We start from the raw sequence: 23849 nt of genomic DNA on the forward strand, positions 1-23849 counted from the left end.
TCGGCCGCGAGGCTGATTGTGGTGGGTCGACAGCCATGTCGCTCTTCACTCGCCCCACCGTCGTCATCTTCGCCAAGGCACCCATTCCCGGCACCGTGAAGACAAGGCTCGCCAAGACGATCGGCGAGGAGGCGGCGCTGTCACTCTATGAAACCCTTCTGAGACGGACCATCGAGACGGCGTCGAACCCGCGTTGGGACACCGTCATCGCGGCAACGCCGGACGAGGCCACAAAGGACGCGTGTTACTGGCCGTCCGGAACACCGCGGATCCCGCAGGGCGAGGGCGATCTCGGCTCTCGAATGCTGAGGCTGCTGGAACACGCCAAACCGAACGCACCGGTTCTCGTCGTCGGTAGCGATATTCCGGGGCTTTCGGGGTGGCAGATCGAAACCGCGTTCGCTTCGCTGGCGGCGAGCCCGCTGGTTTTCGGCCCGGCAGAGGACGGCGGTTTCTATCTTGTCGGCGCCGCCGATCAGCCGCCGCCCGCGATCTTTCGAAATGTCGAATGGTCGACGGAAACGACGCTGAGGCAGGTGCTGGATAATGTTCCGGCCGGCTCGGCCGGTCTGATCGACAGGCTCGAGGATCTCGATGACGCCGAATCGCTGGAGCGGCATCGGAAGGCCGGCAGGCTTTAGCTCGTTGCGCCCGCGAGGATTTCGTCCACGAATGCCGGAACGAGCTGGCTTGCCGGCCCATGCCGCGCCTCGTCGAACTGGAAGCTGCCGTCGGAGGGTTCGAGATTGAGCTCCAGCGTGCGGATGCCAAGACGCCTTGCCTCGGACACGAAACCGGCTGCCGGATAGACCGCCCCGCTGGTGCCGATCGAGACGAAGAGATCGGCCTGTTCCAGCCGCCCGAAGATCCGCTCCATGTGATAGGGCATCTCGCCGAACCAGACGACGTCGGGCCGCAGCGTGCCGGTTTTGCCGCAGGCCTGACAGGCCTCGGTGACTTCGAGGTCGCCGTGATGATCGCGTGTATCGCCGCAAGCCGAACAGCGCGAGCGGCGAAGGCGGCCGTGCATATGGATGACGTTCTGGGAGCCACCGCGCTCGTGGAGATCGTCGATATTCTGGGTGACCAGCGTCAATTCGCCCAAAAACTCCCGTCCGAGCCGCGCCAGCGCTTCATGGGCGGGATTTGGCGAGACGCCGTTCAGGCTGGCTCGCCTTGCATTATAGAAGGCCTGAACGCCTTCGGGGTCCCGCGCGAAGGCCTCGGGCGTCGCGACATCTTCCAATCTCACCTTGGACCAGAGCCCGTCCTTGTCGCGAAAGGTCGCGACGCCGGATTCGGCCGAAACGCCGGCACCGGTGAGGATGAAGATGGATTTCATCGCTTCGGACGCCAAAGGCATCAAGCCTCGGTCCCGCCGACTGTGATCTGGTTCATTCTGAGATGGGGTTGGCCGACGCCGACCGGCACGCCCTGGCCATTCTTGCCGCACATGCCGATGCCGGTGTCGAGCTCGACATCGTTGCCGACCATGGCGACACGGTGCATGGCGTCGGGGCCGTTGCCGATGAGCATGGCGCCCTTGAGCGGTTCCTCCACCTTTCCGCCCCGGATGCGATAGGCTTCCGTGCAGCCGAAAACGAACTTGCCGGACGTGATGTCCACTTGGCCGCCGCCGAACGAAACGGCATAAATTCCGTCGTCGACGGAGGCGATGATCTCTTCCGGCGTCGCATCGCCGCCAAGCATCATCGTGTTGGTCATGCGGGGCATAGGCGCATGGGCGTATGACTGGCGACGTCCGTTGCCGGTTGCCTTGACGCCCATCAACCGGGCGTTCTGCCGATCCTGCATGTAGCCGACGAGCTTGCCGTCCTCGATCAGGACCGTGCGATTCGTCGGCGTGCCCTCGTCGTCGATCGTCAGCGAGCCGCGCCGTTCGGCGATCGTGCCGTCGTCGACCACGGTGACGCCCTTGGCTGCCACCTGCTGGCCCATGAGGCCGGAAAATGCGGAGGTCTTCTTGCGGTTGAAGTCGCCCTCGAGCCCATGGCCGACCGCTTCGTGCAGCATGACACCGGGCCAGCCTGCGCCAAGCACGATATCGAAGGCGCCTGCGGGGGCGGGGACTGCACGCATGTTAACGCGGGCTTGGGCAAGGGCCTTGTCGGCGATCGAACGCCAGGTGTCCTCCACCATGAATTCGCCGAATCCGGTGCGTCCGCCAGCGCCGAAAGAACCGGTTTCCTGACGCTCGTCATCGCCGCAGACCACCGAGACGTTGAAGCGAACGAGCGGGCGTATGTCGCGCACGAGGCGGCCATCGGCTCTAAGGATCTCGACCACCTGATATTGCGCGCCGACGGTCGCGGAGACCTGACGCACATCCTCGCCCTGATCGCGCAGATATTTGTCGACCGCCTGAAGCAGCCTCACTTTCTCCTCGAAGCTGGGCGAGCCGATCGGGTTTTCTTCGCCGTAGAGCTTGGCATTGGTCCCGACAGGCGGCTCGGCATAGGTGCCGGCATAGCCGGACTTGACCGTCGAGACGGCGTCGGCGGCGCGTTTCAGAGCCGTGATCGAAAAGTCGTCCGCATGGGCAAAGCCGACAGCTTCGCCCGCGACGGCGCGGAGACCAAAGCCCTGATCGATGCCGAAATTCCCGCCCTTCAGGCGGCCATTGTCGAAGGACAGCGATTCGCTCTCGCGATATTCCAGATAAAGTTCGCCGTCATCGGCGCCGCGCAGCGTCTCTCCGAGAACCGACTGAAGCTCGGCCTGTGACACGTCGAAACGGTCGATGAGGGAAATGGACATCTGAAGTGAAGCTCCGGCTGACGGACACAATGGTTGGACGGTGCGAAGATAGGTCGTTCGCGCCGTTCTTTAAACCAAGGCGCCCGGCCGCAGGCAGACGACCTACTCCGTGGTCGTCGCCGGCTCGGATGCCGCGCTCGGCTGCGGCTTCGGCAGCGCCTCGAATGCGGCGGTAAATCCGTCGAGAGATACCGGAATCCCGATTCCCTGTTCCGGTGTCTGGAAGAACGAGAAGGTCGCCTCCTGACCTTTCGACAGCTTGTCGATCAGCGCTTCGTCCATGGCGACGTCCGCGACGCAACCGGTATCGAAACAACGCAAGAAAGGTGTGATCCCGATGAATTCGCCGTCGATGTGGAGACGAAGTCCGTTCGGCAGGATAATGCCGAGGGGCGCGCGTGCCCTGAGGATCGTCCCCGTTCCGTCCGCGAGATGCAGGATCGAGACCGCGAACCCGATCTCCTGCCGGTCCGGCGGCAACACGATCTGCCGCATGAGACATTGTTCGCCGGGGGCACCCGCCGGCGTCGAGCAGACGATGCCCCAGGCGCCATGCTGGGATTTCAGTCGCCCGATCGGCTCGGAGGCGAACTGGGCGCTCGCGCTGCCGATCCCGGCGACAAGGCATGTGACGGCGAGAACCAGGCGTCGGGGACTGGCGAAGGCGGCGAGCAGACGTGGCATCGTATCCTCGGACGGTATTGGGCGGACGAAACAGGGCTCTTGAATTCAGCGCTGACGGGAATGATGCGGCAGGAAGATGGCCCGATCCTGACAACTTCGCTTTTGGTATGAAAGGTTTCGCCGGACCCTGTAACGCGCGCTGAATTTCGAACGGTGATCTGTGCGCCTCTCATCGTCCCCTCAAGTCTGTTGCGGACGCAATCCACTCCGTGGAGTCAAGGGGTTGATGTGACATCGCGCGGCTGCCGACGCACAGCCTAAGGGCGTGTTCGTGGCCTCGATCAGGTATGCAGAAATTAAAATATGTGAGAGGCTATGTCGCAATGGAACCAATCTAAAAATGGTTGCGACTTCCCGGATTTCGTGGTTGAAGCGCACAATCCACGTGGCTGGATAAGACGCGTATACCTGGCGCACTGGTGCCGGCTCTTTAGGGACACGCGGTGCCTTACTCCCAGCCAACGGTTTGCATGACTGCCCGGCCCGATCTGCCGGCTAAGGAGGGAAAGCGTGAAAGCTTGGAGCTTGACGGCCGGACTATGGCTGACCGGAGCGGGGGCAGCTTTTGCCCAGGATGGCGGCGACCTGGTGGTCGGCAAGCCCCATCCCTGGCAGTTGGGCTTGCAGGAGGCGTTCTCGCCGATTGAAGAGCAGATCCACTGGTTCAACGACTACACGCTCTTCTTCGTGATCCCGATTGTGATCTTCGTTGCCGCGCTTCTGGCCTGGTGTGTCGTGAAATATCGCGCGAGCGCCAATCCGAACGCTTCGCGCACGGCGCACAACACCACGATCGAAGTGATCTGGACGCTGGCTCCGGTGATCATCCTCCTGATGCTCGCGATCCCATCCTTCCAGCTTCTCACCGCACAGTATAATCCACCAAAGGCCCCTGAGCTTACCGTCAAGGCGATCGGCTATCAGTGGTATTGGGGTTACGAGTACCAGCCGACCGAAACGAGCGAAAGCGATGCCGAGGGCACCGCTCCGGAGCCTGTTTCCTTCGAGTCCTATCCGGTCGATGCAACCGAGATTCCGGACGTCAAGGGCGATATCGAAACCTATCCGCGCCTGCTCGCTGTCGACAACGAGATGGTCGTGCCGGTCAATACGGTGGTTCGCATCATCTCGACCTCGGCCGATGTCATTCATTCGTTTGCCGTGCCTTCGCTCGGCGTGAAGGTTGACGCCGTGCCCGGCCGCGCGAACGAGTACTGGTTCAGTGCGAACCGGGAAGGCATCTTCTACGGTCAGTGTTCCGAGCTTTGCGGTGCTGCGCACTGGAATATGCCCATCGCCGTTCGTGCCGTATCCAAGGAACAGTACGACGCTTGGTATGAGGCTGCGCGTGACGATGTCGCCGCCGCCAACGAGCAGCTGAACGCATCCATCGAGGCCTCGCAGGCCGAGCGCGCCGTCGCTGCGCGCTAACCGAATTCGTCAGGTTTAGGGAGACCTCAATACGATGGCTTACGAAGCCGCACATGGCGCCCATGACGATCATACGCCGTCCTTCTGGGTTCGCTGGTTCTATTCGACGAACAACAAGGACATCGGTGTCCTTTATCTGATCTTCGCCATCGTCGCCGGCGTGATCGGCGGGGCCCTGTCGATCGGCATCCGTGCCGAACTTCAGGAGCCTGGTTTGCAGATCTTCTCCGATCCGCAGATCTTCAACGTCTTCACGACGGGTCACGGCCTGATCATGATCTTCTTCATGGTCATGCCTGCGCTCATCGGCGGTTTCGGCAATTACTTCGTGCCGATCATGATCGGCGCGCCGGATACGGCCTTTCCGCGCGTCAACAACATCGCGTTCTGGCTGTTGCCGCCGTCCTTCCTTCTCCTGATCGCCTCGCTTTTCGTGGAAGGCGCTCCGGGCTCGAACGGTGCGGGCACCGGCTGGACCATGTATCCGCCGCTCTCGACCTCCGGGCATCCAGGACCTGCCGTCGATCTGGCGATCTTCGCGCTCCACCTTGCCGGTGCGTCCTCGCTGCTCGGCGCGATCAACCTGATCACGACGATCCTCAACATGCGCGCTCCGGGCATGACGCTGCACAAGATGCCGCTCTTCGTCTGGTCGCAGCTCGTGACGGCCTTCCTCCTGCTCCTGTCGCTGCCGGTTCTCGCCGGTGCGATCACCATGCTCCTGACGGATCGCAACTTCGGCACGACCTTCTTCGCGCCGGAAGGCGGCGGTGACCCGATTCTCTACCAGCACCTGTTCTGGTTCTTCGGCCACCCCGAGGTCTACATTCTGATCCTGCCGGCCTTCGGCATCGTCAGCCACATCATCTCGACCTTCTCCAAGAAGCCTGTCTTCGGCTATCTCGGAATGGCCTACGCCATGGTCGCCATCGGCGTCGTCGGCTTCGTCGTGTGGGCCCACCACATGTATACGAGCGGTATCTCGCTCAACACGCAGCGCTACTTCGTCTTCGCGACCATGGTGATCGCGGTGCCGACCGGCATCAAGATCTTCTCCTGGATCGCCACCATGTGGCACGGCTCGATATCGTTCCGCACGCCGATGCTGTTCTCGATCGGCTTCATCTTCCTGTTCACCGTCGGCGGTGTGACGGGCGTGAAGCTCGCCAATGCCGGTCTCGATCGCGTGCTGCACGATACCTATTACGTGGTCGCCCACTTCCACTACGTGCTGTCGCTCGGCGCCGTCTTCGCGCTCTTCGCGGGCTGGTATTACTGGTTCCCGAAGATGACCGGCTACAATTACAACGAGACGATCGGAAAGATTCACTTCTGGATGACGTTCGTTGGCGTGAACATCGTCTTTTTCCCGCAGCACTTCCTGGGTGCCGCCGGTATGCCGCGTCGCTATGCGGACTATCCGGACGCCTTTGCGGGCTGGAACTGGGTCTCCTCGATGGGGTCCTACCTGTCCGGTCTCGCCGTGCTCGTCTTCCTCTTCGGTATTTGGGAAGCCTTCTACCGCAAGCGTGTCGCCGGTGATAATCCGTGGGGCTCGGGTGCGACGACCCTGGAATGGAAGCTGTCTTCGCCGCCGCCGTTCCACCAGTGGGAAGAGCTGCCGAAGGTCAGCTGAGGCCCTCGGCCCTGGTAACAGACTGACTATTCGAAGCCCGGCCTCAAGGTCGGGCTTCGCCCGATAACAGTCCGGCTTTCGCCGGTTGTTCCCGGGGGCGCTTCCGGTGCGATCCGGATCAGCGCTCTTGGAGATACGACGATTGTTAATGCTGAAGTAACGGGAACCCGCCCTTGTCGATGATCGAAACCTCCAGTCTGCCGGCAACTCCGCAAATCTCGCTGGCCGAGCCGCGCGATTATTTCGCGCTTCTCAAGCCGCGGGTGATGCAGCTTGTCGTGTTGACCGCGGTCTGCGGAATGGCGATCGCACCAGGCTCGATCAATCCGCTTCTCGCCTTCATCTCGATCCTCGCGATCGCCGTCGGCGCCGGCGCCTCCGGTGCACTCAACATGTGGTATGACGCCGATATCGACGGCAACATGGCCCGCACCCGGCTCCGTCCGATCCCTGCCGGCCGGATCGCGCCAGACGCAGCCTTCGGCTTCGGGATCGTGCTGTCGATCCTTTCGGTGATGACGCTCGGTCTGGCGGCGAACTGGTTCGCCGCAGGCTTCCTAGCATTCACCATCTTCTTCTACGTCGTCGTTTACTCCATGGGACTGAAACGCTCGACGCCGCAGAACATCGTCATCGGCGGCGCGGCCGGTGCGTTTCCCCCGATGATCGGCTGGGCTGCCGTGACGGGCAATGTCTCGATCGAGGGCTTTGTTCTCTTCCTCATCATCTTCCTCTGGACGCCGCCCCATTTCTGGGCACTCGCGCTGTTCAAGATGAAGGAATATGGCAATGTCGGCGTGCCCATGCTGCCGAATGTCGCCGGTGAGAAGACGACGCGCCGGCAGATCTTCGCCTATTCGCTGCTTCTTGCTCCAATCGGTGTCGCGCCATTCGTGATGGGTTTTGCCGGCCCGGTATATGGCGCCGTCTCGGTGGTCATGGGTGCTCTGTTCCTGAAAAAGGCCTACGCAGTCCTGAAGATGCAGGACGGGGATCAGATGATGATCCCCGCCAAGAAGCTCTTCGGCTTCTCGATCCTCTACCTCTTCGGCCTCTTCGTGACCCTTCTTGCAGAGACGACGGTGATGGGCATTATCGGGGTGCTGGTTTGAGCGAGGAGGACAAGCTCGAGACGGTCAAGCTGACGCCCGAGGAGACCAAGGCCCGGCGCAAGCGCTCGATCGCGATCGCCGTGACGCTTCTTGCTCTGGTCGTGATCTTCTACATCGTTTCCATCGTCAAAATGGGTGCGTGATGAGCGACGAACATCCGAGGCCACGGCAGGACGAAAAAGCAAGGCGGCGCGGGCTGATCATCGCAGCCTCCTGCACGGCATTCATTTTCGGCATGGTCGGCGCAGCCTATGCATCCGTGCCGCTCTATCAGCTCTTCTGTCAGGTGACCGGTTATGGCGGCACGCCCCAGCGCGCCGATGCCAACCAATCGAAGGCGAGCGAGGAGACCGTCGAGGTCCGGTTCGACGGCAACACCGCGAAGAACCTTCCCTGGACCTTCCGGCCGAACGATCGCTCGATCACCGTGCGTCTCGGCGAGACCTCCGAGACGAGCTATCACGTCGTCAACAATTCCGATCGCGCGATCACGGGGCAGGCGCTCTACAACGTCACGCCGGATGCTGCGGGTATCTTCTTCAACAAGATCGCCTGTTTCTGCTTCGATGAGCAGACGCTGCAGCCGGGTGAAAGCGTGAACATGCCGATTACCTTCTTCGTCGATCCGGAAATACTGGACGCCGAAGAGCTGCAGGGCGGCTACGCCATTACCCTGTCCTATACCTTCTTCCCGGTCGACGATCCGGCAGAAATGGCCGAAGCTCCCAAATCGGTGTCTTCCGATCGGGACGAAGGCGCTTTATGAACGTGGAAAACCGCAGAATCGGGAGTCATGGCCCGGTTGGCGACGAGAGCAGAGCTGAGGACGCCGGTTCGCGCCATTTGAGGCAAGACGGCGCGTTGAGTGAGGAGACGCGGCATGGCTGACGCACACGCCAAACATGATTACCACATGGTGGAACCGAGCCCCTGGCCGCTGATCGGTTCGATCGGTGCCTTCATCATGCTGTTCGGCGCGGTCGGACTGTTCCGCTGGAGCGGTGGGCAGGAATTCCAGTTCCTCGGTGTTCCGCTTGCGACACCGTGGATTTTCGTTCTCGGTCTCGCAATCGTTCTCTACACCATGTTCGGCTGGTGGTCGGAAACGGTGAAGGAAAGCCTCGAGGGCAAGCATACCCGCGTCGTCTCGCTGCATCTTCGCTATGGCATCATCATGTTCATCGCCTCCGAGGTGATGTTCTTCGTCGCCTGGTTCTGGGCGTTCTTCGATGCCAGCCTGTTTCCGAACGAAGCCATCCAGCAGGCGCGTACGGAAGTGCTTGGTGGTCAGTGGCCGCCGGTCGGTATCGAGGTCCTCGATCCGCTCCATCTGCCGCTCTTCAATACGGTCACGCTTCTTCTGTCTGGTACGACCGTGACGTGGGCGCACCACGCGCTTCTCCACGGTGATCGCAAGGGCCTCGTCTGGGGTCTTGCGCTGACGGTCGCGCTCGGCGTGATCTTCTCCTACGTCCAATATTTCGAATATGCCCACGCGCCGTTCGCGTTCTCGGGTTCGATCTACGGTTCGACCTTCTTCATGGCGACGGGCTTCCACGGCTTCCACGTGCTCATCGGAACGATCTTCCTGATCGTCTGTCTGATCCGGGCCTCGGTTGGCCAGTTCACCACGGAAAAGCATTTCGGCTTCGAAGCTGCCGCCTGGTACTGGCACTTCGTCGACGTCGTCTGGATCTTCCTGTTCTTCGCCATCTATGTGTGGGGTGGTTGGGGCGCACCGGTCTACGCCGCTTGATCCGTTGATATCGGATTTCTGATAGAAGGGCGGTGCCGACAGGCCCGCCCTCATTTGTTTCGATCACCGGGCAGAAGGCCAATTTCATGAGCGTATCGTCCGGAAACGAGCCTGATCCGATCCCGGCAGGGCTCAAGGGGCGCTGTCCGCGCTGCGGCGAAGGCGGCCTGTTTTCCGGATTTCTGACGCCGGCCAAGAAATGCGACGAATGCGGGCTCGACTACAAATTCGCCGATTCCGGCGATGGTCCGGCCGTGTTCGTGATCCTCATCATCGGCTTCATCGTCTGCGGCCTCGCCCTGTGGCTCGAAGTCTCCTACGATCCTCCACTCTTCCTCCATTTCATTCTCTGGATACCCCTGACGGCGATTCTCGCGCTCCCGCTGCTGAGGATGCTGAAGGGCGTTATGATCACCCTGACCTACGCGAACAAGGCGCGTGAAGGGCGGCTCGATGGTGAGAACCGAACCGGGACGGGTACGGACGAAAACCCATGAGCGCGCCCGAATCCGGCGGGGTGATGCCGGTCGGCGAACCGCAGCCGATGAGCCGGACAAAGTTCGCGATAGCGCTTTCCCTCTGCGTCATCGGCATTTTGATCCTCATGGGGCTCGGGACCTGGCAGGTCGAGCGGCTGCTCTGGAAAGAATCGCTGATCGAGCGGATCGATGCCCGCATCGACTCCGATCCCGTCAGACTCGATGCCGCGCTTGCCGAGTTCAAGGAGACCGGTGACGTCGATTATCAGCCGGTGACGCTGACCGGGCGCTTTCTGGAGGGCGGCGAGCGCTATTTCTTCACGACATTCGACGGCACCACGGGCTGGAACGTCTATGCACCGTTCCTGACGCAAGACGGGAAGCTGGTCATCGTCAATCGCGGTTTCGTGCCCTATGAGCAGCGCGATCCGGCAATGTGGCCGGGCGAGCGAAGCGAAGGGGTCGTCACCTTCCAGGGGATCGCGCGCAACGCGCCACAAGAAAAGCCCGGCTATTTCGTCCCGGAAAACGATCCGGCCAAGGATACCTTCTTCTGGCGCGATCTCGATGCGATGGCATCCGGTCTCGCCCTCGATGCCGGTGTCGATCTTGTGCCCTTCTTCGTCGATGCGAATCGCGATCCCAATTTTGATGGACTGCCGATTGGTGGCCAGACGATCGTCACCATCCCGAACAACCATCTGCAATACGCCTTCACATGGTACGGGATCGGCTTTGTGCTGATCGTGATGACGTTCATGCTCGTCTATCGGCAGGTTCGGGCCAGGCGCGGCCAAGCTTCGCGGCGAGCTTGACAGGGGAGGGCCTCATGCCTTCATTCGCCTCATGACCGAACACGACAATCCTTCGCTGACCCCTCACTCGAGCAAACGGGCTCTCACCCTGAAGCTCTGCGAGCCGCGCGGCTTTTGTGCCGGCGTCGACCGGGCAATCCAGATCGTCGTTCTGGCGCTCAAGAAATATGGCGCGCCGGTCTATGTGCGGCACGAGATCGTACACAACAAATATGTCGTAGACGGCCTGCGCGACATGGGCGCCGTCTTCGTGAAAGAGCTGACGGAAGTGCCTGACGATGGCCAGCCGGTCGTCTTCTCGGCCCATGGTGTGCCCAAATCCGTCCCTGCAAGGGCCGAGGCGCGCGATATGTTCTATCTCGACGCGACCTGTCCCCTGGTCTCCAAGGTCCACAAGCAGGGCCTACGCCATGTGAAGCTCGGGCGGCACGTGCTGTTGATCGGCCATGCAGGACATCCCGAAGTGGTCGGCACGCTCGGTCAGTTGCCGGAAGGCACGGTGACGCTGATCGAGACCGAAGAAGACGTCGCTGCCTTCGAACCTGCGGACCCGACCGCACTTGGCTTCATCACGCAGACGACGCTTTCCGTCGACGATACCGCAGGCGTCGTAAAAGCGCTTCAGACGAAATTCCCCGAGCTTCATGCTCCGTCCTCGGAATCGATCTGCTATGCGACGACGAACCGTCAGGACGCAGTGAAGGCGGCAGCTGTCGATACGGATCTCTTCGTGGTCGTCGGTGCTCCGAATTCGTCGAATTCCAAGCGTCTGGTCGAGGTGGCCAAGCGCTTCGGCGCGGCGGATGCCATGCTTGTCGAGAGCGAGCGGGACATTCCATGGGACCGGCTGGCATCGGGTGCGACGCTCGCGCTCTCGGCTGGCGCGTCCGCGCCCGACATTCTGGTCGACGGGATCATCGCCAAGGCTCGTGCGGACTTCGATGTCACGCTCGAAGTCGTCCAGACGGCGGAGGAGAACGAACTCTTTCCCGTGATGCGCTCGATCCGCGACGTTCCGCTGACAAAGGCCGATATGGCGTTCGTCAACGGGGCTGCGTGACCGGCTGGGCAAAAGCGCTTCCGGGAAGATTCGGCAGCGGCTATCCTCGCCTGGTCGACAAACGACGGGAGAAAGCGGGATGGCCGGTCACGGTGTCGTTCACTGGAACGAGTTGAATACGCACGATCCGGATGCGGCGATGGCGTTTTATGGACGAACGCTCGGCTGGACCTTCGAAACCGTGCCGATCGATGCCGATCAGACCTACATTATCATCTGGTCGGGCGAAGCGCGCGTCGGTGGCATTTTCCATATGCAACATCCTATGTTCGCGGGCATTCCGGAACACTGGTTCACCCATATCGCGGTCGACGATATCGAAAAGCGAGTCGCGCTCGTGCGGGACAACGGCGGAGTGATAACCCGCGAACCCTTCGATGTCCCTGGCGTCGGCGTGATGGCCGTTCTCCAGGCGGCCAGCGGCTCTTACTGCGCCTTCATCCAGCCTGCCTGATCGAGGCGAACCAGATCGAGCCTCGGTGGCCGGCACGTGTCTTCTTGTCTGGATCGGAATTCCGGCTTGCGGGGCGGTGGCTCCTCGGTGCAGATGAGCCCATCACCGAGCGCATGCACTGGCTCAAGAAGCCGTGCGTCGAACGAACCAATCTCCGAGGAGGGATCGTGGCCGTCTATACCGATGTCGGCGAGGCCGAACTGTCCGAATTCCTCGCCGATTACGATCTCGGCCAGGTGCTGAGCTATAAGGGCATTGCCGAGGGCGTCGAGAATTCGAACTTTCTGCTGCGTACGACGGGCGGCACCTTCATCCTGACGCTGTATGAAAAGCGCGTCGACAGACACGACCTTCCGTTTTTTCTTGGGCTGATGGAGCATCTCGCCCAGCACGGGCTCTCCTGTCCGCTGCCGGTGAAAAAGCGCCATGGGGAAACGCTGGGCGAGCTTGCCGGGCGACCGGGCGCGATTTTCACCTTTCTGGAGGGAATGGGGGCGAGACGCCCGACGCCAGCCCACTGCAAAGCCGTCGGTTCAGCCATGGCGCGCCTTCACGCGATCGGCGCGAGCTTTCCCATGACGCGCGGGAACGGGCTGTCCATGGAGGCCTGGCGCCCGCTGTTTCAATCCTGTCCAGACCGGGTGGATGGGGTCGAGGCAGGCCTGAGCGAAGAGATCGAGCGGGATCTCGATACGCTGGAGGCGTATTGGCCGAGCGATCTGCCGTCTGGCGTCATCCATGCCGATCTCTTCACCGACAACGTCTTCTTTCTGGGCGGAAACCTCTCCGGCATCATCGACTTCTATTTCGCCTGCAACGATCTGCTTGCCTACGATATCGCGATCACGCTGTGCGCCTGGTGCTTTGAGCCGGATGGCAGCTTCAATCTCACGAAGGGCGCGGCGCTTCTGAACGGCTATCAGTCGGTGCGCCCGCTGGAGGCCGGGGAGGTCGCTGCCCTGCCGATCCTGTGCCGGGGCGCCGCCATGCGGTTTTTGTTGACGCGTCTTTACGACTGGCTGACCGTCCCCGACGGCAGCTATGTCGTGAAGAAGGACCCGTTGGAATATCTGAAGAAGCTGCGCTTTCATCGAAGCGTCGATAGCGTGGGCGAATACGGGTACCAGCCGGTGGAGAATGACATTTGAGCACGGAAAATCGGGTCGAGATCTACACGGATGGCGCCTGTTCGGGAAATCCCGGACCGGGCGGCTGGGGTGTCTTGCTCCGCTTTGGCGAGCATTCGAAGGAGCTAAAGGGCGGCGAGGCGAACACCACGAACAACCGTATGGAGCTGATGGCCGCCATCGAGGCTCTGTCAGCCCTGAAACGACCCTGTGCCATCGATCTGCATTCGGATTCCTCCTACATGCGCGACGGCATCACGAAGTGGATTCACGGCTGGAAAAAGAACGGCTGGAAGACCGCCGACAAGAAGCCGGTGAAGAATGCCGAGCTCTGGAAGCGTCTCGACGAGGAGCGCGCCCGGCACGATGTGACGTTTCATTGGGTCAAGGGCCATGCCGGCCACGAGGGCAACGAGCGCGCCGACCAGCTTGCCAATGACGGGATGGAGCCGTTCAAGAAGAAGGCCCGTTCGGCTTAATACCGGCGGACCTTTGAATCCATCGGTTTCATGGGTCGTCGGCAGCCCGAGCGGCGTTTGAGCCGTTTGCCGGGCGTGGATTGACCCAAGGGGTCAATTCCATTCGTCCGGCAGTATAAGCCTCCGCGTCCGCGCTTATTCAGGCCTGATAACCGTCGTCAGGCCCTTGTCGCCATCGTCGAGGACGACCGTCAGCTCCGGTATTTCGGCTTGCTTCGGCTTCTCATCGATCGGGATGCGCAGGATCGTGCGCCCGCCGTTCTCTGCCGACAGCTCGGCCTCGCCGAAATACCAGCCCTTCGGGCCAAGCACGAAGGCATCGCGCACGGGTGCCTTGCTATCGAGGTCGAGCGTGAGGACATCGCCATCGATCGCGGCTGTGACATCCTGCGAAGCAATGGATGGCGGGAGAGCTGCGAACGCCCTCTCGACCGCAGTTGACGTGGCCGCCGATTTGGAAGGATCGACGGACAGCGCTGCCTGAACGGGTACGCAGATCTCCTCGCAGATCCCAAGAAAGACATTGGCGACGATCGCGCCGTCTATCGTCTCACCCTCTCCAGGCGTCAGCAGAAAGGGGAGCGCCAGATCGTGCTTGTAGCCGTTGGCGCGGGCCAGCTCTTCGCCGAAGCGCTCGGGGAGCGGTGCGAGGACCGCCGTCTTGCCGATGCCGGCCGTGCCGGAAAAATCGATCTGCGGGGGAATGCCGGACGGGCCGGGATCGAGCCAGTAGGTCTTCCAGCCCGGCTCCATTTCGATTTGCAGCGCCCCGCGCACCATGCCGTGTGCCCCCGGTGGTTCAGCGAAAAGGGTGAGCGTCGCAAAATCGGTCTCTGCGACGTTTGCCGGCGATTGATCCGCAGCGCTTGCCGCGCCCGACATCGCGACGAGCACCGCGATCGCGGCCGAAACGGAGATGCGGGTATGGGCGGCGAAGCTTGGCTTCATGTCAGGTCGCTTCTTCATTGTGGGAGCGGACAAGATCCTCTGGGCGCGGATAGTCGCACAGGTGAACCGGCGCCGGCCATTCATGTCTTCGTGTGCCGTCCGGCCAATCTTCCATCGCTTGCAGGACTTTGTGTCTCTGGCATTCCGCCGCATTCAATGCCAACTTAAGATGCGTTCACATAGGACTGGAGGTCGACCCGTGCGTTTAGACGAGGTGACTGACGAGACGGCGATGTCGTTAGAAGGGCATTTTCTGATTGCCATGCCCGGCATCGAAGGCGAACCCTTCGAGCGCACGGTGATCTATATCTGCGCCCATTCTTCCAGCGGTGCCATGGGCTTCATCATCAACAAGCCGCAGCCGACGAGCTTCTCGCAGCTTTTAACCCAGCTCGGGATCGTCGAGAGCGAGGACGATATCCGGCGTCCGGCATATGGCGGCGAGGTTCTGGTTTGCCGCGGCGGGCCGGTGGAGCAGAGCCGCGGCTTCGTTCTTCACTCAGCCGATTACACCTCCGAATCCACCATCAATGTCGACCCGGAGATCGCCCTGACCCCGACGACGGATATCCTGCGCGCAATGTCCCAGGGCGCCGGGCCCACGACGGCGATCATGGCGCTCGGATATTCAGGCTGGGCACCGGGGCAACTGGAGGATGAGATCGCCCAGAATGGGTGGCTCACCTGCAAGGCCGATCTGTCGATCGTCTTTTCCACCGCGCTCGACGACAAATATGACAAGGCGCTGGCCCTGCTCGGTATTCACCCGGCCTTCCTCAACGCGGAAGCCGGTCATGCCTGAGCAGAAGGCCGCAGGCCTTAGGCCGTATTGCGCAATCCCGGATTCTTGCTGATCAGGATCCTCCGCGCCTCGTCATGGTTGAGCGGCTTGGAATAGAAGAAGCTCTGGGCGTATTCGCATTTCATCTGGCGAAGGGTCGCGACATCCGCTTCCGTCTCGACGCCTTCTGCGACGATCTTCAGACCGAGATCGTGGGCCATGGTGACGATGCTTTTCAGGATCACCGGGCGCTGCGGCTGTGAGTTGTGCTTAAGGAAGGACTGGTCGATCTTCAGCGTGTCGAACGGGAACCGCATCAGATAGGCGAGCGAGGAATATCCCGTTCCGAAATCGTCGAGGGAAAGCCCGACGCCGCGCTCGACCACGCGCTCCAGAAGCTGGGCCGAGCGTTCCGGATTGTCCATCACGAGGGACTCGGTCATTTCGAGCTTCAGGGACGCGGCCGGCAGGCGGTAGCGCTCGAGGACGGTGTCGACGTCGGCGATGAGATCCTGTGTGATCAGCTGGCGGCTCGACACGTTGACCGACATGAAGAGCCTGGTGTTGCCGGTCGCGCGATGCCAGTCGCTCAGGCGCTTGGCGGCTTCTTCCAGCGCGAACTGGCCGAGCTGGACGATGAGGCCGGAACGCTCGGCGAGAGGCACGAATTCTGCCGGCGATATCTTGCCCCGGCGCGGATGATCCCAACGCAGGAGGGCCTCGAACCCGGCGATCGTCTCGTCTTCGAGCGCGACGATGGGCTGGAAGGCCAGCGCCAGTTCGTGGCGTTCGAACGCACGGCGAAGATCCGTTTCGAGGGCGAGGCGATTGGAGCCGATCGCCTTGTAGGCCGGGCGGAATGGCTCGATCCGGTCGCCGCCCAGACGCTTGGCCTGATGCATCGCAAGATCGGCTTCGGTGAGCGCATCGGGCGGCGTCTGATCGGAAGACCAGCCGGTGAGGCCGATCGAGCCGGTAAGAACGATGTCGCGCTCGGCAAAGGCGATGGGTGCGCGGATCGCCTCGCGCATGCGCTCCGCGAAGCTTGCGACCGCGTCGGAACTGGTTTCGGACACGAGAATCGCGCCGAACTGATCGCCGGAGAGCCGGGCGAGCGTATCCTGGGCCTTCAGCGTGCGTTTCAGGCGGCGACCGATCGTGAGCAGGATCGTATCGCCGGTGGCGAGGCCGTAGTCGTCATTGACCTGTTTGAAGCGGTCGATGTCGATGACGAAGACCGTCGGCGAGATTTCATCGCTATGGGCCGCAAGCGTGTTGATCGCCTCCAGCCGGTCCATGAAGACCTCGCGATTGGGAAGACCCGTCAGCTGATCGACAAGCGCATCCTGAAGAAGACGATCCTCGGCCTTCTTGGCGGAGGTGATGTCTTTCAGCGTGCCGACGCATCGCATCACCTCGCCATCGGTGCCGAGCATGGGGCGCGCGCGCAAGGCCAGCCAATGATAGTGGCCGTCGCCGTCCCGGACACGGAAATCCTGGTGCATGCGGCCGCGCCGATGTTCGAGGATCGTGTCGAGGGTCAGCTTGAAGCGATCGCGGTCGTCCGGGTGCAGTATGGGAAGCCAGTTGCGCGCCGGGCCGTTCATCTTGTCGACGGGGAGGGCGCAGAGGATGTCGCTGTCGGAGTCGATGAAGATGCGGTCGCGGTTCACATCCCAGTCGAAGACGGCGTCTCCCGAGCCGGCAAGGGCGAGCGACCGGCGTTCGAGATCGGAAACGAGCCCCTGCGCGAGGGTGCCGCCCGCAAAGCCGTGCTGCATCACCGTGAAGCCGATGAGGAGTACGATCAGAACGAGACTGCCGCCGAGGGCAGGCTGGATGATGTCGTTCGAGATCCGCCCCGTGACGGTCATCCACGCGGCCCAGATCCAGACGATCAGCAGAAGCCATGTCGGCAGCAGCATGACGGCGCGGTCGAAGCGCTGGATGCTGAGTGTAACGATCGCCACGAGCCCGAGAGCGGCGGTGACCGCGAGGCTCACGCGGGTGATGCCGGCGGCGGCGACGGGATCGACCAGCGTATAGGCGCCGAGGGCACCGACGGCGGCAAGCACCAGTCCCGAAACGATCGTCAGATAGCCGTGCCAGCGGTTGAGACTGAGATAGGCGAACAGGAAGAGGATCAGCGTGAAGAGAAACGCGACCTCGACGCCTGCGCGCCAGATCGGCTCCTGCCCCGGCGCAAACGGCATCAGCTTTTCCCAGAACTGGAAGTCGATGCAGATATAGGCAAGCACCGACCAGGAGAGTGCCGCGGCGGCGGGAAACATCGCCGATCCCTTGACGACGAAAAGGATCGTCAGGAACACCGCCAAAAGGCCGGCGATGCCGAGAACGATGCCGCGATAGAGCGTGAAGGCGTTGACGTTCTCGCGGTAGGTTGCGGGCTCCCACAGGCGGACATCCGGCAGGCGCTCGGCGGTGAGTTCGGCGACGAAGGTGACGATGGCGCCGGGATCGAGCGTGACGAGGAATTCGTCCGCCTCGCTGGAGACCTGCCGTTCCAGCGCAAAGCCCTGACTGGGCGTGATCGCCGCAATGCGCTCGGATCCAAGATCGGGGTCGAGCACGCCGGAGCCGGCCAGCTTGAAATGGGGGGCGACGATGAGCCGGTCGATCTGCTCGTCGCTTTCGTTCGTGAGGGCGAAAACCGCCCAGTCGCCATTGGCTTCAGGCGTGGTCGCATCGATTTCGATACGCCGGACGATGCCTTCGGGGCCGGGAACGGCGGAGACCTGAAAACTGCGCCCGGCATTGCGATAGACTTCCATCGCTGGGCGAAGATCGATGACACTTTCGTTGGGCGAGACGGCGACGACATCGAGCGCACGGGCCGGCTGGGTGAGGGCCGTGAGGCTTGCGAGCGCTGCGATCAGGATGAGGCAGGCGCCAAACACCGCGCGAAGCCTGGCGACGGCCCACGGCAAAAGCCGCCGCCGGTTCTCGCCGTCGGTCATGAATGGGCTCCGTGAAAGCGACACGACGTACTCTGTACTCCCAAATCGTGTGTGCGTTATCCGTCCATTGCGCCCGATCGCGGCCATTCTTCGGCAAGCAGCGAATAGAGACAGTGGTCTTCCCATTCTCCGGCGATTCTCAGATAACGCCGTAGCTGACCTTCATAGCTGAAGCCACACCGCGTCAAGAGACCAATGGAGCGCTGGTTGGTCGGCAGGCAGGCGGCTTCGATCCGGTGAAGGTTTTCCACGGTAAAGGCAAACCGGACGACCTCCCCCACGGCTTCGCGCATCACGCCTTGCCCGGCATACCGCTCGCCCATCCAGTATCCGAGCGTTGCGGCCTGGGCGACGCCCCTGCGGATATGGCCGAGGGTCAGTCCGCCCATCAGGTGTTTTTCATCCCCGTCGAAGACGAAGAAGGTAAAACTGTTATGGGAATGGGCTTCGCCATAATAGCGCCTGAGCCTTGCGCGGAACGCCTGGACGGATAGCTCGTCGCGGCTCCATTCCGGCTCCCATGGCCTCAGGAAAGAGGCGCTTTCTCCGCGAAGCGCAGCCCAAGCGCCGTAGTCGCTACGCTTGGGGAGCCGCAAAATCACCCGCTCGCCTCTCAAGACCGGGCTCTGCGGTCTCAAGATGGCATCTAGGAGGTGCATCGGCCCGCGTCAGGCCATGCCTGCGACGCCTTGATGCCGGGCCGAGCCCGTCTTCAGCGGCATAGCAAGGGATTCGGCGGTGGCAAGATGGTCGAGCTTGCCGATGGCGGCGATGGTCGGCTGACCGTCGAGGAAGAGACGGCCGGCGAGATCCCGCAAGCGCCCAGCGTCGATTGCCGCGAGCCGGTCGAACAGTTCCTCGGTCGAGATGATCGCGCCGTTGAACATCAGCTGGCGTGCCATCTGCCCGGCCCTGACGGCGGGGCTTTCCTGACCCATCATCAGGCTGGAACGCATCTGCGCCCGCGCCCGGTCCACCTCGACCGCAGTGATGGTCTCGCTCGCCTTGCCGAGTTCCTCGACGATCGTTTCCGCCAGTTCCTGCAGCTCGTTTTCACCCGTTGCGGCATGGATGCCGAAGAGGCCGGAGTCGGAAAAGCTCCAGTGAAAGGCGTAGATCGAATAGCACAGACCCCGCCGCTCGCGGATCTCCTGGAACAGCCGGGACGACATGCCGCCACCGAGTACCATGGAGAGGACCTGCGAGGCGTAGAAATCGCGCTTGTAATAGGGCCGTCCCTCGAACCCGATCAGCAGTTGCGCATCGGCGAGATCGCGGCTTTCGCGGTATTCGCCGCCGGTATAGCGCGCCGGGCTGCGTTCGCCGCTCGCCGGCTCGAGGATCAGGCTCTTACGGTGTTCGAAGAGACCGGAGACCTGGGAGACGATCGCATCGTGATCGACGGCGCCCGCGGCCGAGACGACCAGCCGGTCGGGGCCGTATTGGCGGTCGAGATAGGCCCTCAGGTCGTCGGGCGAGAAACTGCGGACGCTGTCGCGTGTCCCGAGAATCGGGCGACCGACGATCTGGCCTGTGAAGGCGGTTTCCTGAAAATGGTCGAAGACGATGTCGTCGGGCGTATCCTCGGCGGCGCCGATCTCCTGCAGGATCACATGCTGTTCGCGTTCGAGTTCGTCGGGATCGAAGCGTGAGTTCAGGAGGATGTCGGACAGGATGTCGAGCGCGAGCGGAACATCGTCCTTGAGGACGCGGGCATAGTAGGACGTCGATTCGACGCTCGTCCCGGCGTTCAGCTCGCCGCCGACATTCTCGATCTCTTCGGCGATGTCGCGGGCGCTGCGTCGTGCCGTGCCCTTGAAGGCCATATGTTCGAGGAGATGGGCGATGCCGTGCTCGCCCACATTCTCGTCGCGGGCACCGGTTTTCACCCAGAAGCCGAGCGCGGCGCTTTCCAGATTGTCCATCTTGTCGGTGACGACGGTGAGGCCATTGTCGAGCCGCGTGATTTTCTGGGTCATGCGACCTCCGCGCCGTTGCCGGCGCGCGAACGCTGGCGGATGAAATCTTGAAGCTCGCTCAAGTCATTGGCGATCGTGTCGAATCGCTCGCGCTTCTGCATCAGGCCGGCGTGGCTGGGCGGCAGTTCCGGCGTTCTGCCGCACGCTTTTTCCACGGCGTCGGGAAATTTCGCGGGATGGGCCGTCGAAAGGGTCACCATCGGCGCTTCGCTCAGGAAATCGTCCGCGACATTGACGGCGACCGCCGTGTGCGGATCGAGCAGATAGGCCTGATGGGTCAGAACGGCCTTGATGGTGCTCGCGGTTTCCGTCTCGCCGGTCCGTCCTGCGTTGAATTCGTCGCGGATTTTCTCTGCAACGGCATCCGGCAGCGTGAAGGCTCCGGACTGGGTCAGCTGCTGCATGAGCCTGCGCACGAGATCGGCGTCGCGTCCGCCCGCCTCGAAGATCAGTCGTTCGAAATTCGAGGAGACCTGAATGTCCATCGAAGGGGACATGGTCGCTTCGACGCCATCGGTCTCGTAGCGGCCTGTCTTCAGTGTGCGGTCGAGGATGTCGTTTGCATTGGTTGCAACGATCAGCCGGTCGATCGGCAGCCCCATGCGTTTGGCCGCGAATCCGGCGAAGATATCGCCGAAATTTCCGGTCGGCACCGTGAAGGAGACAGACCGATCGGGAGCGCCGAGGGAGGCTGCTGCGGTGAAATAATAGACGATCTGGGCCATGATCCGGCCCCAGTTGATCGAGTTGACGCCCGAGAGCCCGACCTCCTGACGGAAGCGCTGGTCGTTGAACATCGCCTTCACGAGAGCCTGGCAATCGTCGAAGGTTCCGTCGACGGAAACGGCGTGAACGTTCTCCGCCCCGCTCGTCGTCATCTGGCGCTGCTGGACGGGCGAGACCCGGCTGTCGGGGAACAGGATGAAGATATCGGCACGCTCGCTGCCCGCGAAAGCCGCGATCGCGGCACCGCCCGTATCGCCGGACGTCGCGCCGACGATGGTCGCGCGCTGGTTTCGCTCAGTGAGGACATGATCCATCAGCCGCGAGATCAGCTGCATGGCGACGTCCTTGAAGGCCAGCGTCGGCCCATGGAAAAGTTCGAGAAGGAAGTGATTTGCGCCAATCTGCACGAGCGGGGCGACCGCCGGATGGGGGAAGGTCGCATAGGCATCGTCGATCATGCGCTTCAGATCGTCCGGTGCGATATCTTTCCCCACAAACGGCGCGATCACCTCATAGGCGACTTCGCTATACGGCCTGCCGCGGAAGGAGCGGATCGTCTCCTGCGTCAGCTGCGGCCATGCGTTCGGGACATAAAGTCCGCCATCGCTGGCGAGCCCCGCCAGTAGCGTATCGGCAAATCCGAGGCGGGGTGCCTCTCCCCGTGTGCTTACGTAATCCACATCGTCTCCCAATGCCGGCGTCTTGCGGGTGGCTTCTTTGAGGCGCCGTCTGCCTTGGCTTTGTCATCTTGCGGCGTAAAAGCCTTGATTCTCTCATATTGCTGACGCGTCGCGTCCGGCATAAGGGCCTGATATAGACCCTCGTCCAAGGGAAAGGGAAGAACCGATCGATGATTCAGAGTAAGCTGCGCCTCACTCTCCGTCGCTCCCATCTGTCGCTTGCCGCAGTCTTGACGAGCGCAATGCTGACGGCTTGCTCTTCGGTGGGGACCGGTGCCGGGCTGGAGGAAACGGCTGCGAGCGCCGCCCCGCCGCCGGTGCCGAACAGTCAGCAGGCGGGATTCAGCGCACTGGGAACCGCCGCGTCCTATTGTCCGGCCGTGGAGGTTCGTCAGGGCACGGGCGTTCTCGACAAGGATCAGGGCAGCGAGCTTGCCTACAGCGCCAACATCATCGGCGCGCAGAGCACCTGTCGGATCGTCGATGGCCAGCTTCGCATGAAGGTTGATGTCGGCGGCCGGATCGCGCCGGGACCTGCTGCGCCCGGCGCCGTGCAGCTTCCATTGCGCATCGCCGTCCTTCGCGGCGACGATGTGATCTATTCCGAACTCGGCCGGGTTCCGACGACGGCGACCGCTGGCGGTGACGCACAGAACTTCACCTACACCGACGACCGGATCATCTTCGCCGAACCCAAGGAACAGAACATCAAGGTGTTCACCGGTTTCGACGAAGGTCCACCGTCTTAAACTCAGGCCAAGGATGAGCGGGATATTCTTTTACGGCCGCATCCTTCGCAGCGGTGAGGCGCGCGGCGGCCGACTTCGTCGGATGCCATCGCGCACCAAAATGACCGCGCCCGGATCGCTCCGGGCGCTTCTTGTTTTCAAGGAGAGGCCCGCCCTCAGTTTCCTTTTTCGTCGAGCTCGTCTGCGACCTGACCATAGCTGATCAGCGCGAAGAGGGCCGAGCCGCCGAGGATGTTTCCGATCAGCGCCGGCAGGTGGAAGTTGATCAGCGTGTCGAAGAAACCCCGTTCGCCGATGAAGACGAGCGTCAAGGCCTCGACCGATCCCGCCACCACGTGGGCCAGGTGGAAGAGCGCGATCAGCGAGGTCAAAAGCGCGATCACGATGAACCCTGAGCCCTTGGCCGACGGCATGAGCCAGACGACGGTGGCCATCAGCCAGCCTGCCGCGATGCCACGGAGCAAGAGGTGATGGAACGAGCCCGTGGTTGCTTCCCGCGATATTTCGATAGCGGCTTCGACGATGTGCGGCGCGTTCAGGATATCGACCGCGATGCCGAGCGCAAAGACCGCCGTCCCGACCATGTTGGCGAGAAGGACGATGGCCCAGAGCCGTGCGACGGCGAAAAAGCCGCGCGGGGTCGGCCGCGCGAGCAACGGTAGAACAGCCGTCAGCGTGATTTCCGTGAAAAGCTGCTGTCGCCCGAGGATGACGATGAGAAAGCCCACCGAATAGCCGATGCTGTCGAGAAGCGGGGTCCACTCCGCATCCGGCAGATAGGAACGCATCGCGGCCCTGGTATAAACCGAAAAGCCGATCGCGAGACCTGCCGCGAGACCGGACCACCAGAGCGAACGATAGGGCCGGGTGAGCTCGTCTTCGCCCTCCTGCCGCACAATCTCGTAAACCGCCAGCGGGCGCAGCTTCATGCGGTGGTCGACTTCCTCGAGTTCGCCCTGGGTCAGCGACGATCCCTCGTTTTCCAGTCGGTGTTCTGTCACCTCGCTGGCATGGCGTTGACCGCCTTTGGCGAACTTCTGGATAGCTTCCTTGTTGAGGTCCTGGTCCTCGCTGAGGGGTGTCGCGCGGTCTTCGGTCTTCTTGTCGGTCATTCACTCGCCATTTTCGCGGAAGAGGGTTCGAAACGATGCGCCGCTCGAATTACCCGGCCTGGTTAGCAGCATACAGTTAGTCCTT

At 62.2% G+C, this 23849-nt stretch carries 24 protein-coding genes; 15 read left to right on the forward strand and 9 right to left on the reverse strand.

The window, feature by feature from the left end; all coding sequences use genetic code 11:
- Positions 1-35 precede the first annotated feature (35 nt).
- Positions 36-641 carry a TIGR04282 family arsenosugar biosynthesis glycosyltransferase gene (locus ABDX79_RS12885; RefSeq protein ID WP_346220697.1) on the forward strand — a complete coding sequence of 202 codons (606 nt, stop codon included), beginning with the start codon at positions 36-38 and terminating at the stop codon, positions 639-641.
- Here ABDX79_RS12885 and ABDX79_RS12890 read toward each other — a convergent pair.
- The 3 genes from ABDX79_RS12890 to ABDX79_RS12900 all read right to left on the reverse strand — a co-directional run bounded on the left by ABDX79_RS12890 (position 638) and on the right by ABDX79_RS12900 (position 3462).
- Positions 638-1342: an NAD-dependent deacylase gene (locus ABDX79_RS12890; protein ID WP_346220698.1), complete on the reverse strand. Its 705-nt coding sequence runs from the start codon at positions 1340-1342 to the stop codon at positions 638-640. The two genes, ABDX79_RS12885 and ABDX79_RS12890, sit on opposite strands and share 4 nt — an antisense overlap.
- Positions 1343-1362: 20 nt before the next feature.
- On the reverse strand, positions 1363-2778 hold the full coding sequence (tldD, locus tag ABDX79_RS12895) for a metalloprotease TldD (RefSeq protein WP_346220699.1): 1416 nt from the start codon (positions 2776-2778) through the stop codon (positions 1363-1365).
- Positions 2779-2880: 102 nt separating this feature from the next.
- Entirely contained in the window at positions 2881-3462 is a 582-nt protein-coding gene (locus ABDX79_RS12900) for an invasion associated locus B family protein (RefSeq protein WP_346220700.1), read from the reverse strand.
- Positions 3463-3972: 510 nt separating this feature from the next.
- On the opposite strand from ABDX79_RS12900, the gene coxB reads away from it, so the two are divergent.
- The 12 genes from coxB to rnhA all read left to right on the forward strand — a co-directional run bounded on the left by coxB (position 3973) and on the right by rnhA (position 13811).
- Positions 3973-4893, forward strand: coding sequence for a cytochrome c oxidase subunit II (coxB, locus tag ABDX79_RS12905; protein WP_346220701.1), 921 nt, complete (start codon positions 3973-3975; stop codon positions 4891-4893).
- A 34-nt stretch (positions 4894-4927) separates the two neighbouring features.
- Positions 4928-6529 carry a cytochrome c oxidase subunit I gene (gene ctaD, locus ABDX79_RS12910; RefSeq protein ID WP_346220702.1) on the forward strand — a complete coding sequence of 534 codons (1602 nt, stop codon included), beginning with the start codon at positions 4928-4930 and terminating at the stop codon, positions 6527-6529.
- A gap of 179 nt (positions 6530-6708) precedes the next feature.
- Positions 6709-7641 carry a heme o synthase gene (locus ABDX79_RS12915; protein WP_346220765.1) on the forward strand — a complete coding sequence of 311 codons (933 nt, stop codon included), beginning with the start codon at positions 6709-6711 and terminating at the stop codon, positions 7639-7641.
- A complete protein-coding gene (locus tag ABDX79_RS12920) occupies positions 7638-7784 on the forward strand; it encodes a protoheme IX farnesyltransferase (protein WP_346220703.1) in 147 nt (48 codons plus the stop codon). Before ABDX79_RS12915 ends, ABDX79_RS12920 begins: the two co-directional genes overlap by 4 nt.
- Positions 7784-8407 (forward strand): cytochrome c oxidase assembly protein, encoded by a 624-nt coding sequence (locus ABDX79_RS12925; RefSeq protein ID WP_346220704.1) that lies wholly within the window; start codon positions 7784-7786, stop codon positions 8405-8407. Before ABDX79_RS12920 ends, ABDX79_RS12925 begins: the two co-directional genes overlap by 1 nt.
- A 114-nt stretch (positions 8408-8521) precedes the next feature.
- On the forward strand, positions 8522-9397 hold the full coding sequence (locus ABDX79_RS12930; protein WP_346220705.1) for a cytochrome c oxidase subunit 3: 876 nt from the start codon (positions 8522-8524) through the stop codon (positions 9395-9397).
- An 86-nt stretch (positions 9398-9483) separates the two neighbouring features.
- Positions 9484-9894 (forward strand): DUF983 domain-containing protein, encoded by a 411-nt coding sequence (locus ABDX79_RS12935; protein ID WP_346220706.1) that lies wholly within the window; start codon positions 9484-9486, stop codon positions 9892-9894.
- Positions 9891-10691, forward strand: coding sequence for an SURF1 family protein (locus ABDX79_RS12940; protein WP_346220707.1), 801 nt, complete (start codon positions 9891-9893; stop codon positions 10689-10691). The genes ABDX79_RS12935 and ABDX79_RS12940 overlap by 4 nt, the downstream gene beginning before the upstream one ends.
- Before the next feature lie 55 nt (positions 10692-10746).
- The gene (gene ispH, locus ABDX79_RS12945) at positions 10747-11751 is read left to right on the forward strand and encodes a 4-hydroxy-3-methylbut-2-enyl diphosphate reductase (protein ID WP_463671173.1); all 1005 of its coding nucleotides are present in this window, start codon (positions 10747-10749) and stop codon (positions 11749-11751) included.
- Between the two features lie 79 nt (positions 11752-11830).
- Positions 11831-12205: a VOC family protein gene (locus ABDX79_RS12950; protein ID WP_346220709.1), complete on the forward strand. Its 375-nt coding sequence runs from the start codon at positions 11831-11833 to the stop codon at positions 12203-12205.
- 167 nt (positions 12206-12372) lie between these two features.
- Positions 12373-13353, forward strand: a complete 981-nt coding sequence (locus ABDX79_RS12955) for a homoserine kinase (RefSeq protein ID WP_346220710.1) — start codon at positions 12373-12375, stop codon at positions 13351-13353.
- Positions 13350-13811 (forward strand): ribonuclease HI, encoded by a 462-nt coding sequence (rnhA, locus tag ABDX79_RS12960; protein ID WP_346220711.1) that lies wholly within the window; start codon positions 13350-13352, stop codon positions 13809-13811. The genes ABDX79_RS12955 and rnhA overlap by 4 nt, the downstream gene beginning before the upstream one ends.
- 135 nt (positions 13812-13946) lie before the next feature.
- On the opposite strand, the gene ABDX79_RS12965 is transcribed toward rnhA, so the two are convergent.
- Positions 13947-14759 carry a protein-disulfide reductase DsbD domain-containing protein gene (locus ABDX79_RS12965; protein ID WP_346220712.1) on the reverse strand — a complete coding sequence of 271 codons (813 nt, stop codon included), beginning with the start codon at positions 14757-14759 and terminating at the stop codon, positions 13947-13949.
- Between the two features lie 232 nt (positions 14760-14991).
- On the opposite strand from ABDX79_RS12965, the gene ABDX79_RS12970 reads away from it, so the two are divergent.
- Positions 14992-15561, forward strand: a complete 570-nt coding sequence (locus ABDX79_RS12970) for a YqgE/AlgH family protein (RefSeq protein WP_346220766.1) — start codon at positions 14992-14994, stop codon at positions 15559-15561.
- Between the two features lie 17 nt (positions 15562-15578).
- Here ABDX79_RS12970 and ABDX79_RS12975 read toward each other — a convergent pair whose 3' ends face one another.
- The 4 genes from ABDX79_RS12975 to thrC are packed head-to-tail and all read right to left on the reverse strand — an operon-like array spanning position 15579 to position 21903.
- Complete coding sequence (locus ABDX79_RS12975) at positions 15579-18518, reverse strand: EAL domain-containing protein (protein WP_346220713.1); 2940 nt, start codon at positions 18516-18518, stop codon at positions 15579-15581.
- A gap of 56 nt (positions 18519-18574) precedes the next feature.
- A complete protein-coding gene (locus tag ABDX79_RS12980) occupies positions 18575-19156 on the reverse strand; it encodes a GNAT family N-acetyltransferase (protein WP_463671167.1) in 582 nt (193 codons plus the stop codon).
- Between the two features lie 30 nt (positions 19157-19186).
- Positions 19187-20497, reverse strand: a complete 1311-nt coding sequence (locus ABDX79_RS12985) for a M16 family metallopeptidase (RefSeq protein ID WP_346220715.1) — start codon at positions 20495-20497, stop codon at positions 19187-19189.
- Positions 20494-21903 (reverse strand): threonine synthase, encoded by a 1410-nt coding sequence (gene thrC, locus ABDX79_RS12990; protein ID WP_346220716.1) that lies wholly within the window; start codon positions 21901-21903, stop codon positions 20494-20496. The genes ABDX79_RS12985 and thrC overlap by 4 nt, the downstream gene beginning before the upstream one ends.
- Before the next feature lie 170 nt (positions 21904-22073).
- Between thrC and ABDX79_RS12995 the strand changes: the two genes are divergently transcribed.
- On the forward strand, positions 22074-22652 hold the full coding sequence (locus ABDX79_RS12995) for a hypothetical protein (RefSeq protein ID WP_346220717.1): 579 nt from the start codon (positions 22074-22076) through the stop codon (positions 22650-22652).
- A gap of 155 nt (positions 22653-22807) precedes the next feature.
- Here the strand turns inward: ABDX79_RS12995 and ABDX79_RS13000 are convergent, their stop codons facing one another.
- Complete coding sequence (locus ABDX79_RS13000) at positions 22808-23764, reverse strand: formate/nitrite transporter family protein (protein ID WP_346220718.1); 957 nt, start codon at positions 23762-23764, stop codon at positions 22808-22810.
- Positions 23765-23849: the final 85 nt, after the last annotated feature.

Origin of the sequence: Fulvimarina fulva (assembly GCF_039652615.1) — a bacterium.
Taxonomy (GTDB): Bacteria; Pseudomonadota; Alphaproteobacteria; order Rhizobiales; family Rhizobiaceae; genus Fulvimarina.

Bases quoted from the DNA above. Each gene is read 5' to 3' on its own strand.
- ABDX79_RS12885 (WP_346220697.1), top strand. From the start codon at position 36: ATGTCGCTCTTCACTCGCCCCACCGTCGTCATCTTCGCCAAGGCACCC.
- ABDX79_RS12890 (WP_346220698.1), bottom strand. From the start codon at position 1,342: ATGAAATCCATCTTCATCCTCACCGGTGCCGGCGTTTCGGCCGAATCC.
- tldD (WP_346220699.1), bottom strand. From the start codon at position 2,778: ATGTCCATTTCCCTCATCGACCGTTTCGACGTGTCACAGGCCGAGCTT.
- ABDX79_RS12900 (WP_346220700.1), bottom strand. From the start codon at position 3,462: ATGCCACGTCTGCTCGCCGCCTTCGCCAGTCCCCGACGCCTGGTTCTC.
- ctaD (WP_346220702.1), top strand. From the start codon at position 4,928: ATGGCTTACGAAGCCGCACATGGCGCCCATGACGATCATACGCCGTCC.
- ABDX79_RS12915 (WP_346220765.1), top strand. From the start codon at position 6,709: ATGATCGAAACCTCCAGTCTGCCGGCAACTCCGCAAATCTCGCTGGCC.
- ABDX79_RS12925 (WP_346220704.1), top strand. From the start codon at position 7,784: ATGAGCGACGAACATCCGAGGCCACGGCAGGACGAAAAAGCAAGGCGG.
- ABDX79_RS12930 (WP_346220705.1), top strand. From the start codon at position 8,522: ATGGCTGACGCACACGCCAAACATGATTACCACATGGTGGAACCGAGC.
- ABDX79_RS12935 (WP_346220706.1), top strand. From the start codon at position 9,484: ATGAGCGTATCGTCCGGAAACGAGCCTGATCCGATCCCGGCAGGGCTC.
- ABDX79_RS12940 (WP_346220707.1), top strand. From the start codon at position 9,891: ATGAGCGCGCCCGAATCCGGCGGGGTGATGCCGGTCGGCGAACCGCAG.
- ABDX79_RS12950 (WP_346220709.1), top strand. From the start codon at position 11,831: ATGGCCGGTCACGGTGTCGTTCACTGGAACGAGTTGAATACGCACGAT.
- ABDX79_RS12965 (WP_346220712.1), bottom strand. From the start codon at position 14,759: ATGAAGCCAAGCTTCGCCGCCCATACCCGCATCTCCGTTTCGGCCGCG.
- ABDX79_RS12970 (WP_346220766.1), top strand. From the start codon at position 14,992: ATGTCGTTAGAAGGGCATTTTCTGATTGCCATGCCCGGCATCGAAGGC.
- ABDX79_RS12975 (WP_346220713.1), bottom strand. From the start codon at position 18,518: ATGACCGACGGCGAGAACCGGCGGCGGCTTTTGCCGTGGGCCGTCGCC.
- ABDX79_RS12985 (WP_346220715.1), bottom strand. From the start codon at position 20,497: ATGACCCAGAAAATCACGCGGCTCGACAATGGCCTCACCGTCGTCACC.
- ABDX79_RS12995 (WP_346220717.1), top strand. From the start codon at position 22,074: ATGATTCAGAGTAAGCTGCGCCTCACTCTCCGTCGCTCCCATCTGTCG.
- ABDX79_RS13000 (WP_346220718.1), bottom strand. From the start codon at position 23,764: ATGACCGACAAGAAGACCGAAGACCGCGCGACACCCCTCAGCGAGGAC.